The organism is Alloscardovia criceti DSM 17774, assembly GCF_000376885.1.
GTDB lineage: Bacteria > Actinomycetota > Actinomycetes > Actinomycetales > Bifidobacteriaceae > Alloscardovia > Alloscardovia criceti.
Genome location: NZ_AQXR01000010.1, coordinates 221793 through 235570, shown reverse-complemented (window position 1 = coordinate 235570; position 13778 = coordinate 221793). Strand labels below are relative to the sequence as shown.

11 protein-coding genes are annotated in these 13778 nt (G+C 50.8%); 8 read left to right on the top strand and 3 right to left on the bottom strand.

Annotated elements, in window-relative coordinates:
- Positions 1-55: 55 nt before the first annotated feature.
- The 4 genes from D570_RS0104395 (at position 56) to guaB (ending at position 3969) form a co-directional block, all read left to right on the top strand.
- The gene (locus D570_RS0104395; RefSeq protein ID WP_018143189.1) at positions 56-706 is read left to right on the top strand and encodes an L-threonylcarbamoyladenylate synthase; all 651 of its coding nucleotides are present in this window, start codon (positions 56-58) and stop codon (positions 704-706) included.
- Positions 707-713: 7 nt separating this feature from the next.
- Entirely contained in the window at positions 714-1940 is a 1227-nt protein-coding gene (locus tag D570_RS0104390; protein WP_018143188.1) for a glycosyltransferase family 4 protein, read from the top strand.
- Positions 1930-2349 carry a hypothetical protein gene (locus D570_RS0104385; protein ID WP_018143187.1) on the top strand — a complete coding sequence of 140 codons (420 nt, stop codon included), beginning with the start codon at positions 1930-1932 and terminating at the stop codon, positions 2347-2349. The genes D570_RS0104390 and D570_RS0104385 overlap by 11 nt, the downstream gene beginning before the upstream one ends.
- A gap of 93 nt (positions 2350-2442) precedes the next feature.
- Entirely contained in the window at positions 2443-3969 is a 1527-nt protein-coding gene (gene guaB, locus D570_RS0104380) for an IMP dehydrogenase (protein ID WP_018143186.1), read from the top strand.
- 169 nt (positions 3970-4138) lie between these two features.
- On the opposite strand, the gene D570_RS0104375 is transcribed toward guaB, so the two are convergent.
- Positions 4139-4675: a peptidylprolyl isomerase gene (locus D570_RS0104375; RefSeq protein ID WP_018143185.1), complete on the bottom strand. Its 537-nt coding sequence runs from the start codon at positions 4673-4675 to the stop codon at positions 4139-4141.
- Between the two features lie 40 nt (positions 4676-4715).
- On the bottom strand, positions 4716-6440 hold the full coding sequence (locus D570_RS0104370) for a glycoside hydrolase family 13 protein (protein WP_018143184.1): 1725 nt from the start codon (positions 6438-6440) through the stop codon (positions 4716-4718).
- Positions 6441-6598: 158 nt separating this feature from the next.
- Between D570_RS0104370 and orn the strand changes: the two genes are divergently transcribed.
- The 4 genes from orn to D570_RS08485 all read left to right on the top strand — a co-directional run bounded on the left by orn (position 6599) and on the right by D570_RS08485 (position 11337).
- Positions 6599-7297 (top strand): oligoribonuclease, encoded by a 699-nt coding sequence (orn, locus tag D570_RS0104365; protein ID WP_018143183.1) that lies wholly within the window; start codon positions 6599-6601, stop codon positions 7295-7297.
- Between the two features lie 48 nt (positions 7298-7345).
- Positions 7346-8770, top strand: a complete 1425-nt coding sequence (locus D570_RS0104360; RefSeq protein ID WP_018143182.1) for a PIF1 family DEAD/DEAH box helicase — start codon at positions 7346-7348, stop codon at positions 8768-8770.
- A 96-nt stretch (positions 8771-8866) separates the two neighbouring features.
- Positions 8867-10663, top strand: a complete 1797-nt coding sequence (locus D570_RS0104355) for a proline--tRNA ligase (protein WP_026181875.1) — start codon at positions 8867-8869, stop codon at positions 10661-10663.
- Between the two features lie 194 nt (positions 10664-10857).
- On the top strand, positions 10858-11337 hold the full coding sequence (locus D570_RS08485) for a single-stranded DNA-binding protein (RefSeq protein WP_018143180.1): 480 nt from the start codon (positions 10858-10860) through the stop codon (positions 11335-11337).
- Between the two features lie 68 nt (positions 11338-11405).
- On the opposite strand, the gene D570_RS0104345 is transcribed toward D570_RS08485, so the two are convergent.
- Positions 11406-13526, bottom strand: a complete 2121-nt coding sequence (locus D570_RS0104345) for a M13 family metallopeptidase (protein WP_018143179.1) — start codon at positions 13524-13526, stop codon at positions 11406-11408.
- Positions 13527-13778: the final 252 nt, after the last annotated feature.

The following is a 13778-nucleotide window of genomic DNA, read 5'->3' as shown; positions in this document are numbered from 1 at the left end:
AACGTGGAAAAACACGGGGCCACGCACGCCTCAACCTCAAAGAAATAAGGCAAAAATGACACAGAAGTATGGTATCCAGCCCGTAAACGACGAAAGCCTCGAGCTAGCGGTGGAGTTGATACAAGCGGGTCAAGTCGTGGTCATCCCCACGGATACTGTGTACGGAATTGTCGCCGATCCTACGCATGCGCAGGCCGTGAAAGAAATTTTCGCGGTCAAGCACCGTCCTCAAGAAAAAACCGTACAAATTCTGGCCTCTCATATGGCAGATACTCAGGAATTTGGTGTGCGCATCCCGGAACCGCTCAAGCCGGTAGAAAAAGCCTTTATGCCTGGCGCTTTAAGCATTATTGCACACGTGGATGCTCAGGTGGCTCAACGCCCCCTTCAAACCGTGCGTCACGAAGTAGATGGCAGCCTTACTCAAGCCGTGCGTTTGCCCGATAATGACGTCAGTTTGCGGATTTTGGCCCGCACGGGCGCTTTGGCCGCATCCAGTGCGAACCTCAGCGGACACAGCTCGGTGTCCACGGCACAGGATGCCTACGCGCAGCTGGGAGATTCCGTAGCCTTGTATTTGGATGGCGGCCCCACTCCCGGACCGGTGGCGAGCACCGTAGTGGCGTGGGATTTTGCCAAGGGGGTGCCCGCTATCTTACGCGAGGGCGTCATACCGGCAGAGCAAATTTTCGCTGTGTTAGCATAGAGACAATATGAGAGTGTATATTTTTATCGCTGCGATAGCAGGAGTGGTCACCTGGTTGATGACTCCTGTTATTCGCCAACTCGCTTTTCGAATTGGTGCGGTGGGTGAAGTACGCGCACGTGACGTGCATACCGTGCCTACCCCGCGCATCGGCGGTGTGGCGATGCTGGCGGGTATCCTCGTATCTTTTATTTTTGCGAGTAGAACGCCGTGGGTGGACAATCTGTTTATCGAATCCCAGCAATTATGGGTCGTGCTGGGCGGTGCCATTCTCATTTGTTTAGTCGGCGTAGCCGATGATTTGTGGGATTTGGACTGGATGTTGAAAATGTCCGGTCAGCTCATTATCTCGCTCCTCGTATCGTGGGGCGGCGTGCAAATTGTGTCGTTGCCGTTGGGGAATCTGTTCTCCGTATCCACGAGCTGGTCGATTGCGATTTCGGCATTTTTGCTGGTGGCGTCCATCAATGCCGTGAATTTCGTGGATGGATTGGACGGTTTGGCCTCGGGCATCGTAGCCATCGGCGGCATTGCCTTTGCCGTGTACTCATATATGTTGGCGCGATCGACGGCGAATTTTGCCTCCGTGGCTATCATCATCGATGTGGTCATCGTGGGCGTATGCGTGGGCTTCTTGCTTCATAATTGGCATCCGGCCAGCATTTTTATGGGAGACTCGGGCTCCATGCTGTTGGGCTATATGGTCACCTGCGCATCCATCGTCATGACCGGGCGTTTAGATCCCAATGCACATCATGTGAATGTGTATTTGCCGGCATTTATCCCGATTTTGCTGCCGATTTTAGTGCTCTTTTTGCCAGTACTGGATATGATTTTAGCCATCGTGCGTAGAGTCAGCAAAGGTTTGTCACCTATGCATCCGGATCGTATGCATTTGCATCACCGCATGCTCAGAATCGGTCATTCTGTGCGCACGGCTGTCGCAATTTTATGGGCGTGGGCGGCGCTGATCTCCTTCTCGTCCGTGTTATTGCTGTTCTTTAGAATGCGATACGTGTTTTCAGGATTCCTCATCGCCGCGGCGATTTTAACCGTAATTACGCTTTTCCCGTACTATCGCACGCGTTTTGTGCAAATACGTCAAGAAAAGCAGGAACGCGCTCAGTCTTTGGCTCAAGACCGCCACAATGACCAGGCAAATCTGCAACAAGACGATCACACTGTGACAGCGGATCATCCTGCCACGGCAGCGAAGGAGAAGCATGAGCACTAAGGCATCACAAAACCGTTTTACTATTGGTGCCGCATTTGAGCGTACATGGTGGGTGAGCGCTATCGTAGATGGACTCATGCTCGTGCTCAGCCTGTGTGCAGGATATTTTTATGCACAATGGACGGGCGTTATCTCGGCACTTATGGCATGGATTTTAGCTCTGCTCTTTAGCGAGACGAATGCGGTGATTACCGTTATTCTCGATAAAATTGGTCTCACAAGTAGCACGTACACCATGGGCATGATGCAATTGTGGGGCGTTAAAATTGCGCTGGTTATCGTTATTGGCGCTCTGATGCTGGCCTTTGTGCCATACAACTTAGGCATGTTTTGTTTCACGCTTGTATTTACCGTCATTGTGTGCACGATGAAGAACGTCATTATCAGCGCTCGTGCACGCATTTTATAGTAAGATTCCCGATAGCTCTCAGCGAATTGTGCTGAACGAGGAAGACACACAAAACATGTCTCCAAAGTCGTATCTGATGCATACAGTAGTGCTATGGCTCAAGAAACATATAAACCACTCCCTAATCCATTCGAGAAGCTGGGTCTCGCCTATGATGACGTATTGCTTCTTCCTAACGAAACAGATGTTATCCCATCTGAAGTCGACACCACTACTCAATTAACACGTAATATCACCATGAAGTCGCCGGTTTTGTCCGCTGCAATGGACACCGTCACCGAAGCGGAAATGGCTATTGCCATGGCACGCAACGGCGGTATCGGCGTTATTCATCGCAATCTCAGTATCGAAGACCAGGCCAATCAGGTAGATACCGTGAAGCGCTCTGAGTCTGGCATGATTTCTAATCCTGTAACAGTCAATCCTGAAGCAAGCCTGACCGACTTGGACAAGCTGTGTGCACAGTATCATGTTTCCGGTTTGCCAGTAGTCGATCATGATGATCGTTTGCTCGGAATTGTCACAAACCGCGATATGCGTTTTGTAGATCCAAACGAATTCGATACCTTAAAGGTGAAGGACGTGATGACCAGCGACGGGCTGATCACAGGTCCTTCAAATATTTCTAAGGAAGATGCGCACAAGCTGCTGGCTCAGCACAAGGTGGAAAAGCTGCCTTTGATTGACGCTGAAGGCAAGCTCAGCGGTTTGATTACGGTGAAGGACTTTGTCAAGACGGAGCAGTATCCAGATGCTACTAAGGACGATGAGGGTCGTTTGCGCGTAGCAGCAGCTGTAGGTTTCTTCGGGGATGCTTGGCAGCGTTGCACCGCTTTGGCTGAAGCGGGCGTAGATGTGCTCGTAGTAGATACTGCACACGGTCATGCAAAGCTTATGCTGGACATGATCAAGCGCTTGAAGTCCGACTCTGCATTTAAGAATATCGACATTATCGGCGGAAATATCGCCACACGTGAAGGCGCTCAGGCATTGATCGATGCAGGCGTAGACGCTGTGAAGGTGGGCGTAGGTCCAGGCTCCATCTGCACCACGCGCGTGGTGGCAGGTGTGGGTGTGCCACAGTTGACCGCAGTTTATGAGGCATCTTTGGCAGCTCACGCAGCCGGCATCCCAGTCGTCGCTGATGGTGGTATTCATTACTCTGGTGATATCGCTAAGGCTTTGGTGGCCGGTGCTTCCACCGTTATGTTGGGTGGTTTGCTGGCTGGAACTGAAGAGGCTCCAGGCGAAACCGTTTTGCTTCACGGTAAGCAGTACAAGGTTTATCGTGGCATGGGCTCCATGGGTGCTATGGCTCCTCGTGGAAAGAAGAGCTACTCTAAGGATCGTTACTTCCAGGCAGATGTGACGAGCAACGACAAGGTCGTACCAGAAGGCGTAGAAGGCGAAGTGCCTTACCGCGGACCACTGAACTACGTGCTGTATGAATTGGTGGGCGGTTTGCACCAGTCCATGTTCTACACCGGTTCTCGCACCATTCCGGAATTGCAGGAAAAGGGCAAGTTCATCCGTATCACGGATGCTGCTTTACGCGAATCTCATCCTCACGACATCGTGATGACGAAGGAAGCGCCAAACTACTCTGGATTCCACGAGTAAATCGCGGGTAAATTCCGCAGTCGTAGGACGTTCAAGGGTCGTAATCGGAAACGGTTACGACCCTATTGTTATGTGTTGTTCTGTGTGGTATGTGCAGATAAGAAAAATTCCGGGTGTGATCTGACGGTGGAACACACACCCGGAATTATAAGAAGAGCTGTATTCAGCCTTACTGGATGATGTCAATGCTTTCAATCATGACAGGCTCGAGAGGATTGTCACGAGCATCTGTAGCAACCTCGTTGATAGCATCCACAACCTTCTTAGACTCATCATCGGCTACTTCACCAAAAATGGTGTGCTTGCCATCCAACCAGGTGGTTGGCACTGTAGTGATGAAGAACTGAGAACCGTTCGTGCCAGAGAGCTTGCCTGTAAACGGATTTGGACGGCGACCCGCATTGGCCATGGCGAGTTTATAAGGCTCGGAGAAGCTGTGCTGGTTGATTTCGTCGTCAAAGTTATATCCTGGACCGCCGGTACCCGTGCCGAGAGGGCAGCCACCCTGGATCATGAAATCCTTGATAACGCGATGGAAAATAAGTCCGTTATAGAAAGGATCATGGGACTTTTCGCCGGTCAGGGGGTCGGTCCATTCCTTGTCACCAGTGGCGAGACCCACGAAGTTTTCTACGGTTACAGGAGCATCTTCAGGGAAGAGGTTCAAAGTAATATCACCCTGAGTGGTGTGCATAATTGCCTGCATATTTTTCTCCTTAAGAATTGAATGTCTTCACGACTAGTGACTAGTCTAACGTAATCCACGCAGAAGTGTCCTGTGGCAGTTTGCCATCAGCTGTGAGCGGACCAGAGGTGAGAACGACCTTACCCTCCGGTAGTTCGGCTGGAGTTTCAGAGAAGTTCGTCACATTTGCCCACCCGTTGGAGCGCTTGTAGGCGATAACGCCGCCTGGGTTGCCATCTGCTCCGTCCAAGACGTCGCTTTCCTGATCCTCGTCTAGCCATTCGACGCGGTGATCGCTAGCCTGCAGCTCGTGACGCAGCTTCAACGCCGTACGATACAAATTCAGCATGGAATCTTCATCGGCGGCCTCCACGTCGGCAGCAAAGTCCTTGAACCACGCTGGCTGAGGAAGATGAGGCTTTTCGCTGGCATTCTCCGGGGAGAAGCCGAAAGAGCCCTTCTCGTCTGCGCCCACCCATGGCAGTGGCACGCGGCAGCCGTCGCGTCCCTTGGTTTTTCCTGCATTTTCACTGGAGAATGCGCTTGGATCTTCCAGTTCATCCCATGGGATATCTGCCACCTCGAAAAGGCCCAATTCTTCGCCCTGATAGACGTATGCGGAGCCCGGCAAAGCCATTTCCAAGAGCAACGCTGCGCGAGATCGCTTGGTGCCCAATTCGCGCTTTTCTTCATAGGTTCCGCCATCGCGCAGTACCCAGTCCACCGCGATTTGATGCTGATTTGGTGCAGGAATCTGTGGCAGGGCAAATCGGGTAGCATGGCGGATCAAATCGTGATTGCTCAACACCCAGGTGGCCGTGGAGCCGGAACGTTCGGTCGTTTCCAGACCTGCTTCGATGGCCTCGTGGAAATTATTGCGCGCCCAGAGCTTGGTCGCGAAGGCAAAGTTGAAAATCTGTCCCAAATCATCCGGGCTGGCATACAGATACTGACGCTCTGGATTGACCCACGCCTCGGCCACGGCGAAGCGTGGAGGATTGTACTCATTGAAGACCTTGCGCCATTCGTGGTAAATCTCATGCACTTCATCGCGGTCAAACAACGGATGAGAGCCGTCGGTACGGTCTGCACTATCGCGTGGGGAGACCTCATCGAGCTCTGGGGAATTCATATCCTTCTTCAACGCATGCGCCACATCCACGCGGAAGCCGTCCGTGCCATGATCGCACCAGAAACGCAAGGTGGTGATAAATTCCTCATGGACATCTGGATTATCCCAATTCCAATCTGGCTGTTCCGGCGCAAACATATGCAAATACCACTGACCATCCTCGACCTGCTCCCATGCGGAACCGCCAAAAATGGACTCCCAATCGTTTGGAGGCAGTTCGCCATGCTCGCCACGGCCATCGCGGAAGATATAACGATCGCGTTCAGGAGAGCCCTTGCCAGCCTTCAGGGCAGCCTTGAAATACTCGTGACGATTGGAGCTGTGATTAGGTACGATGTCCACGATTACTTTGATACCGTGCTGGTGAGCGGCCGCGACCATGTCGTCGAAATCATTCATGGTGCCCAGGCGAGGATCAACATTGCGGTAATCATCTACATCATATCCGCCATCTGCCAAGGCGGAAGGATAGAAAGGCGAAAGCCAAATTGCATCGATACCCAGTTCGCCCAAATAATCCATATGCGCGGTAATGCCCGGAATATCGCCTAAACCATTGCCGGTCGTATCAGCAAATGAACGCGGATAAATTTGATAAACCACGGCATTTTGCCACCAGAGGTTTGCATTATCTGTTGTAGTTTCTGTGGACATTGCACTCTCCATTAAGTTGCATTTACTTTACAAAAACAAGTATATGTGTTCCTATGCACACGCGGCGCTGTTTCGGATGCCTATTCATGCATGCGAGTAATCTAAAGAGCATAAATGTGTGTGGATTGCCCTACACACGAGTGTTATCGGGAGGAATAATGGCTCAGGAAATGTCATTAAGCGCAGAAGAATCACGCATGATTTGGATCGATTGTGAAATGACAGGATTAGATATCGAAGCAGACGAACTATGCGAGGTATCCGTTGTTCCTACAGATTTCAATATGAAAGTCTTGGATGAAGGCATCGACTTGGTCATCAAGCCAAGCCAAGCGGCCATCGACCATATGAACGATTTTGTGCGCAATATGCACACCAGCTCCGGTCTCATCGAGGAGTGGGACAAGGGTCTGAGCTTGGAAGAGGCGGAAAAGCAAGTCATCGAGTACGTACAGAAATTCCTGCCTGCTCCAGGCGCCGGAAAGGCACATTTGGCAGGAAATTCCATTCATTCAGATAAGAAATTCCTCGATAAATTCATGCCACACTTGATGAGCAATCTTCACTACCGCATTATCGACGTCAGCACGCTAAAGGAACTCAGCCGTCGCTGGTATCCAGCTGTGTACGAAAATAAGCCAGCCAAGCACGGCGGACATCGCGCGCTCGCAGATATTATCGAGTCTATTGACGAACTGCGCTATTACCGTGAAATGATGTTTGTAAAAGACTTTCCTTCCGCACGGGCGGCTCAGCAGGGCGCAGAATTGATTGAAAAAACAAGCCTTTTGCGCACCTACGAAGAAGAAGGCAATGCTTTAACGAGCGAAAGCACGCCTGAAAAAGCAGATTATTAAAACGCATCCTATCGGCTCAGTTACCAGCGAAACAAGCGGCACCTCTTCATGCTCCAGTCACAAGCCTTAGAAATTCTGTCTTCCGGCGCATCGGTGTACCTCACAGGTGCGCCGGGTGCCGGAAAAACCTACGTGCTCAATGAATTTATCCAGCAGGCGCGTAAAAAGGGCAAAACAGTAGCGGTGACGGCGTCTACAGGCATCGCGTCCACGCATATTAATGGTCAAACCATCCATTCCTACAGTGGTGTGGGTGTTTTTACGTATCTCAATGAGCAGCGCATGAAAAACATTCTGATGCGCCGTAAAAAGGCTCTTGTCAAAACGGATATCCTCGTTATCGATGAGGTTTCTATGATTCATGCGTGGCTTTTCGATCTCGTGGATGAGATTTGCAGACGTGCGCGCAAAAATAATTTGCCTTTTGGGGGCATGCAGGTGGTACTGTCGGGGGACTTTTTCCAACTGCCGCCGGTGTCTGTGTCCTCCAGAAATTCTGATCTGCTCGGTCTGAGTGAGGAAACCCTGCGTATGCATGCGCGCTATGCTGCGCAAGGCAAAAACATGGAAGGTTTCATCACCGAATCCTTTGCATGGGAAGCCTTGCAGCCCATCGCGTGCTATTTAACCGAGCAGCACCGTCAAGATGATGGGCAGCTGCTCAGCGTGCTCACCTCGATACGTCACGGAGAGGTCAGTCAGAATGACTTCAACGTCATAGCTTCGCGCATGGGCGTGCAGCCCAACAATACGGAGGTTGTGACGCATCTTTTCCCTACGAATGCACAGGCCGATGCTTTGAATCGCAAGCGTTTAGCGTTGATTGATAATGTCGAGCATAACTTTGAGGCGAGCGCTGTGGGGAACAAACAGCTCGTGGAGCGACTGAAAAAGAGCATGCTAGCGCCGGAAAATCTTGTGCTCAAGGTGGGTGCAAGCGTGATGGCCGTGCGCAATGATACCGATAAGCAGTTTGTCAATGGTTCTCTGGGGCGGGTGGTGTCTTTTACTGCCGAAAACAAGGGCGGCTGGCCGATTGTCGAATTTGACAATGGTAATACGGTGACGATGGAGCCGCAACGCTGGGAAATTACGGATGCGGATGTGGTTTTAGCGGCTGTGACGCAGGTGCCGTTGCGGTGTGCGTGGGGGATTACGATACATAAATCTCAGGGCATGACCTTGGATAGGGCTGTGATGGATTTGAGCCGGACCTTCGCCTCAGGCATGGGGTATGTGGCCATGTCACGTGTGCAGGGTTTGGAGGGCTTGTATCTGACCGGTTTGAATGAAAAGGCGTTTTTGGTTTCTCCGCTCGCCGTCAGTTTAGACGGCCAGTTGCGCATAGAATCGGCGACAACTGCGCGGATACTGGAGAAAGACGGTTTACCGAGTGTGCTGGAAGCGGTGCAGCTGCAGGAAATGGGTGCAGACGGTGTGGATGACGAGTTTGCACAGGGAGCCTTGTTCTAAAGAACTTTATATGAGGTTCTGGCTCTAAAGCGCGGCACTGAAGCGCGGCTCGAGTCTCCTTCTCAAAGTCGGGTAGCGCTAATAATCTTGGGATTTATGAGCTCACAAGTTTTACGTATGTCACAGCTGTTTTTGCGCACCTTGCGTGATGATCCAGCTGATGCAGATGTTACCTCTGCAAAATTGCTTATCCGCGCAGGCTATATCCGCAAAGTGGGGCCAGGCTTGTATTCTTGGCTACCTTTGGGTTTGAAGGTTCTGCGCAAGATTGAAAATGTTATTCGTGAAGAATTAGCCGTTACGGGTGCTCAAGAAGTCGATTTCCCTGTGCTGCTTCCGAAAGATCCTTATGAGGCCACTCATCGCTGGGAAGAATACGGCGACAATATTTTCCGTGTCAAGGATCGACATGATGCGGAATATTTGCTCGTGCCAACGGCTGAGGAAATGTTTACTTTGATGGTGAAGGACATGTACTCCTCGTACAAGGACTTGCCTGTAACCTTGTATCAGATTGAATCCAAGTATCGTGATGAGTTCCGTCCTCGTGCCGGTATGATTCGTGGCCGCGAATTCATTATGCAGGATGCATACTCCTTCGATATGAGCGAAGAGGATTTGAAGAAGTCCTACGAAATCCAGCGCGATGCTTATGAGCGCATTTTTAAGCGTCTCAAGGTGGATTACGTTATGGTTCACGCCATGTCTGGTCCAATGGGCGGCTTTGCATCCGAGGAATTCTTGGCTCCTTTGCCTATCGGTGAGGATACTTTCGCGCTTGCGCCTTCTGGTACCTCGTGGAATGTGGAGGCGTTGACCACCGTCAAGCCTGAGGATATTGATTTCAGCGAAACCGAAGACATGGTGGCTTTGCCAACGCCGGACTCTCCAACCATCGAAAGCTTGGTGGATCAGGCAAATGCGTTGCATCCACGCACGGATGGTCGCACTTATGAGGCTTCGGATACGTTGAAGAATCTCATGATTGCCGTCATGCATCCAACGGGTGAGCGTGAAATCGTGGCCATCGGAGTGCCAGGTGACCGTCAGGTGGATATGAAGCGTTTGGAAGCCAGCTTCACACCGGCCGAAATTGAGGAAGCTACTCCGGAGGATTTGGCGAAGTTCCCTGAACTGGTCAAGGGCTACATCGGGCCGGGTGTTTTGGGACCTCAAAACACGGATGAGGAGGGCAAGAGCCGCATTAAGTATTTGCTCGATGCACATATTGCGCGCGGATCGGAGTGGATTACCGGTGCGGACAAGCCAGAAACGCACGTTTTCCATGCCGTGTACGGACGAGACTTCGAAGCCGATGGTTTTGTGGAAGCTGTGGAAGTACGCTCAGGCGATATGAGCCCAGACGGATCGGGACCTTTGAGCCTCGAGCGAGGTGTAGAAATCGGACAGGTCTTCCAGCTGGGATTGAAGTATTCTGAGGCTTTGGGCCTGAATGTGTTGAACGAAAACGGTAAGGCCGTGCCTGTATGGATGGGATCCTACGGCATTGGTGTGTCTCGTGTCATGAGCTGCATTGCGGAATACCACAATGATGAAAACGGCTTAATGTGGCCTGCAGAAGTGGCTCCAGCCCAGGTGCACGTCATTGCAACGGGCCGCGATCAGATGGCCTTCGACACCGCAGAAAAGCTGGTGGAGCAGCTGGCTGAAATGGGCATTGAGGTGATTTACGACGACCGTCCAAAGGTATCTCCGGGCATTAAGTTCAAGGATTCCGAGCTGCTGGGTATGCCTTTGATTGCCGTATCGGGTCGCGATACCGTGGCAAATGGAACAATCGAAATCCGTCATCGCGATGGTTCGGATACTCAGATTGTGCCAATTGCTGAGGCTGCAGAGCTTCTGAAAAACAGTGTAAAGGCTTTGATGTAAAAGCTTTTCGGTCGATGAAGGAGTCGCATGTGCGGCTCCTTTTTCTATGCCCAATTTCTGGGGTACCTCACAGACAATTTTTACCTGTGGCGTGTTATCCACATTCGTTCACAACCGCGTTTTCGTTTCCTGTTGTGTAGTCGATTTTGGAAGAATAAAAACACTACCACACCACTCCACGAGTAAGGATAAAGATGACACACACAGCACAGGTTGTAATTTCTGGATATGTAGGCACAGCCCCGCGTCAGTGGAATAAAAATTCTGAAACCCCGGTTTGCAATTTCCGAGTGGGCTCTACGCGGCGCTATTTCAGTACCAAAGACAATCAATGGAAGTCTGCTGACACCACATGGGTGCAGGTCAAAGCCTTCCGCTCTCTCGCACAGAATGCGTTGCACTCGCTTTCTGTAGGCGATCCCGTCATCGTCGTCGGCACGCTGACTATCGATTCCTGGGAAAAAGACGGCGTCACGCATAATCTTCCCACGGTGGAAGCCATCAGCATCGGGCACGACCTCAGCATGGGCCGTAGCGCTTTCAGCAAAGATGAGACGGCTTCTTCCTCATCATCACAAACGAGTACGACCGGCGATTCTACACCATCGGATGCGCAATTATCACAAGACTCAGAGCAGACCATGTCCGAAAATCCTGCAGTGGAGGAGATGTAAACCGACCATCAGAACATGAAAATCCCTCGACCGTGAAAGCCGAGGGATAAACTCACAGATACTGAGGCTTACCAAATATGTACGCGCTGCTGAGGATCTAAGTACATAGGATCTTGCGGCTGAATGTCGAAAGCGGTGTAGAAGCTGTCGACATTGCGCACAATGCCATTGACTCTGAATTCTGCTGGCGAGTGTGGATCGATTTGCAGATACTGCTCTGCTAACTCCACGCGGTTCACGCTACGCCAGATAGAAGCGTAGGACAGGAAGAAGCGCTGCAAACCTGTAAAACCATCGATAACAGGTGCAGAAGCTAGGGCTGCATTCATACTCTCTGCAGAGTCATCCTGTGCACCCAGCGACAACGCATAGGCCTTTAAGGAAATGTTGACACCACCGAGGTCGCCAATGTTTTCACCAATGGTAAAGGCGCCGTTGACGTGTGGCATCTGATCTTCCTTGCCCTCATCCTTGTACTTTTGTGCCACGGATTGAGGCGTGAACTGATTGTACTGGTCAATCAACGCGCTCGTCAGTTTTTCGAAGCTTTGACGATCCTGAGAGGTCCACCAGTCCTTCAAATTGCCATCGCCGTCATACTTGCTACCTTGGTCATCGAATCCATGACCGATTTCATGGCCAATAACAGCACCGATACCACCGTAATTTGCCGCATCATCTGCTTGAGCGTTGAAGAAAGGAGGCTGCAAAATGGCCGCCGGAAATACGATGACATTCGTAGTCGGTTCGTAGTAGGCATTCACTGTTTGAGGTGTCATCAGCCACTCGCGCTTGTCTACAAGCTGACCGGCCTTAGAGAGCTGATACGCAGTTTCATACAAGCTTGCATTGCGCAAATTATGAATCAGGCTATACTCGCTACGGATATCCAAGGCAGCATAATTGCGCCATGTGTCTGGGTAGCCGATCATTGGGGTAAATTTGGACAGCTTATCCAAAGCCTTCGCTTGGGTTTCCTTACCCAACCATGCGCTGGATGAAATGGAGACTTCGTATGCCTTAATGAGATTATCTACGAGCTCGCTCATGCGTTCTTTGGAAGAGGCAGGGAAGTAACGCTTTACGTACTCTTGACCAACTTCTTCGCCAGAAATGCCATCGACGAGACCTACGGCTCTACGCCAGCGGTCACGCTGAGTAGGCGTGCCGCGCAAAACCTTGCCATAGAAATCAAACTTGGTTTGCTCGAATGCTTCGGGCAAGAAGCTGGCCCACTGAATGAGAATATGCACGCGAGCCCACAGCTTCAAATCCTCGATATCCGCTGCATGCCAGAACTGATCCACGCCCTCGACATAGCTAGGCTGATAAATAATGACATGGCTTAATGCCGAGCGGAGGGACAATGGCTGCTCGAGAGCAGAATCGGAATTATTGTATGTTTCTTGCCACGCATCCACCCATGCTTCCAGATTGAAATTATTGAGTAAGGAGGCAAACTGATCAAAACTGCGAGGATTATAGGTTTTATCACTATCGCGAGAGGAGACTACATCCCAATGATGTGATGCAATGTGACGTTCCACGTCCACAAACTTACGCGCCATGCGCGCGCTGTGCTTCTCATCCTTGCCATAGCCCGCAAGGTGGAGGAGCTGTGCCACCATGTCCGTGTATTTTTCCACGACAGGCTTATGGTTTTCTTCGCGATAATACGCCTCGTCCGGAAGACCTAGTCCAGCTTGGAAAATATGCACCGTATGATGCGTGGGATCGCCAGGATTGGCAAATACAGCTTGTGAAAAGAGCGAAGGGCCGCCAGTAGCGTCGAGAACGCCCAAAGTCTGCGTCAATCCAAGCTTTGTGGTTACTTCGTCAATACGGTTGAGATCCTCACGGATGGGGTTGATACCTGCCTTCTCGATGGCCTTCGTATCCATAAACGAGCGATAGAGTGCTGAAGACTTGGGTGATGTTTCTGGAGAATTCTCCAAAATATCATGAATATGTGCTTCAGCATCCTCGCTGAGTTTATCGAAGGAACCAAAGCGTGCCTTATCATCCGGCAAAACGTAGGAGTTTATCCATTCACCATTGACGTGGCGGAAAAAATCAGAACGAGCTGGAACTGTCATGGACAGTGATTGAACGTCAATTCCGGAACTCAACGCGTCAATTGTGCGTATGCGTGAATACTTTTGCACGGAAAAAAGAGTCATAAATGTCATAAATACAATCCTATCGCAATACAAAAGTTCTGTGGAAGTTTTCGCTGAAAGTGACTTATATTGTGACATATCTTTCATCGGTTCTTTCATCGGTGTGAGCTTTTCGTACGCAGGCGCGTTGTGCGCAAGCATGTGTGTGCATGAGTGAAATGCACCATTGCTTTTAACTCCTAACAGCCCAGAGACTGTAGTATTTCACGCACTTAGCGCACAGCAAAGTTCGACCCCTCGAAACTATAACGATACAGCTGA

Bases quoted from the DNA above. Each gene is read 5' to 3' on its own strand.
- D570_RS0104395 (WP_018143189.1), top strand. From the start codon at position 56: ATGACACAGAAGTATGGTATCCAGCCCGTAAACGACGAAAGCCTCGAG.
- D570_RS0104390 (WP_018143188.1), top strand. From the start codon at position 714: ATGAGAGTGTATATTTTTATCGCTGCGATAGCAGGAGTGGTCACCTGG.
- D570_RS0104385 (WP_018143187.1), top strand. From the start codon at position 1,930: ATGAGCACTAAGGCATCACAAAACCGTTTTACTATTGGTGCCGCATTT.
- guaB (WP_018143186.1), top strand. From the start codon at position 2,443: ATGGCTCAAGAAACATATAAACCACTCCCTAATCCATTCGAGAAGCTG.
- D570_RS0104375 (WP_018143185.1), bottom strand. From the start codon at position 4,675: ATGCAGGCAATTATGCACACCACTCAGGGTGATATTACTTTGAACCTC.
- D570_RS0104370 (WP_018143184.1), bottom strand. From the start codon at position 6,440: ATGTCCACAGAAACTACAACAGATAATGCAAACCTCTGGTGGCAAAAT.
- orn (WP_018143183.1), top strand. From the start codon at position 6,599: ATGGCTCAGGAAATGTCATTAAGCGCAGAAGAATCACGCATGATTTGG.
- D570_RS0104360 (WP_018143182.1), top strand. From the start codon at position 7,346: ATGCTCCAGTCACAAGCCTTAGAAATTCTGTCTTCCGGCGCATCGGTG.
- D570_RS0104355 (WP_026181875.1), top strand. From the start codon at position 8,867: ATGAGCTCACAAGTTTTACGTATGTCACAGCTGTTTTTGCGCACCTTG.
- D570_RS08485 (WP_018143180.1), top strand. From the start codon at position 10,858: ATGACACACACAGCACAGGTTGTAATTTCTGGATATGTAGGCACAGCC.
- D570_RS0104345 (WP_018143179.1), bottom strand. From the start codon at position 13,526: ATGACATTTATGACTCTTTTTTCCGTGCAAAAGTATTCACGCATACGC.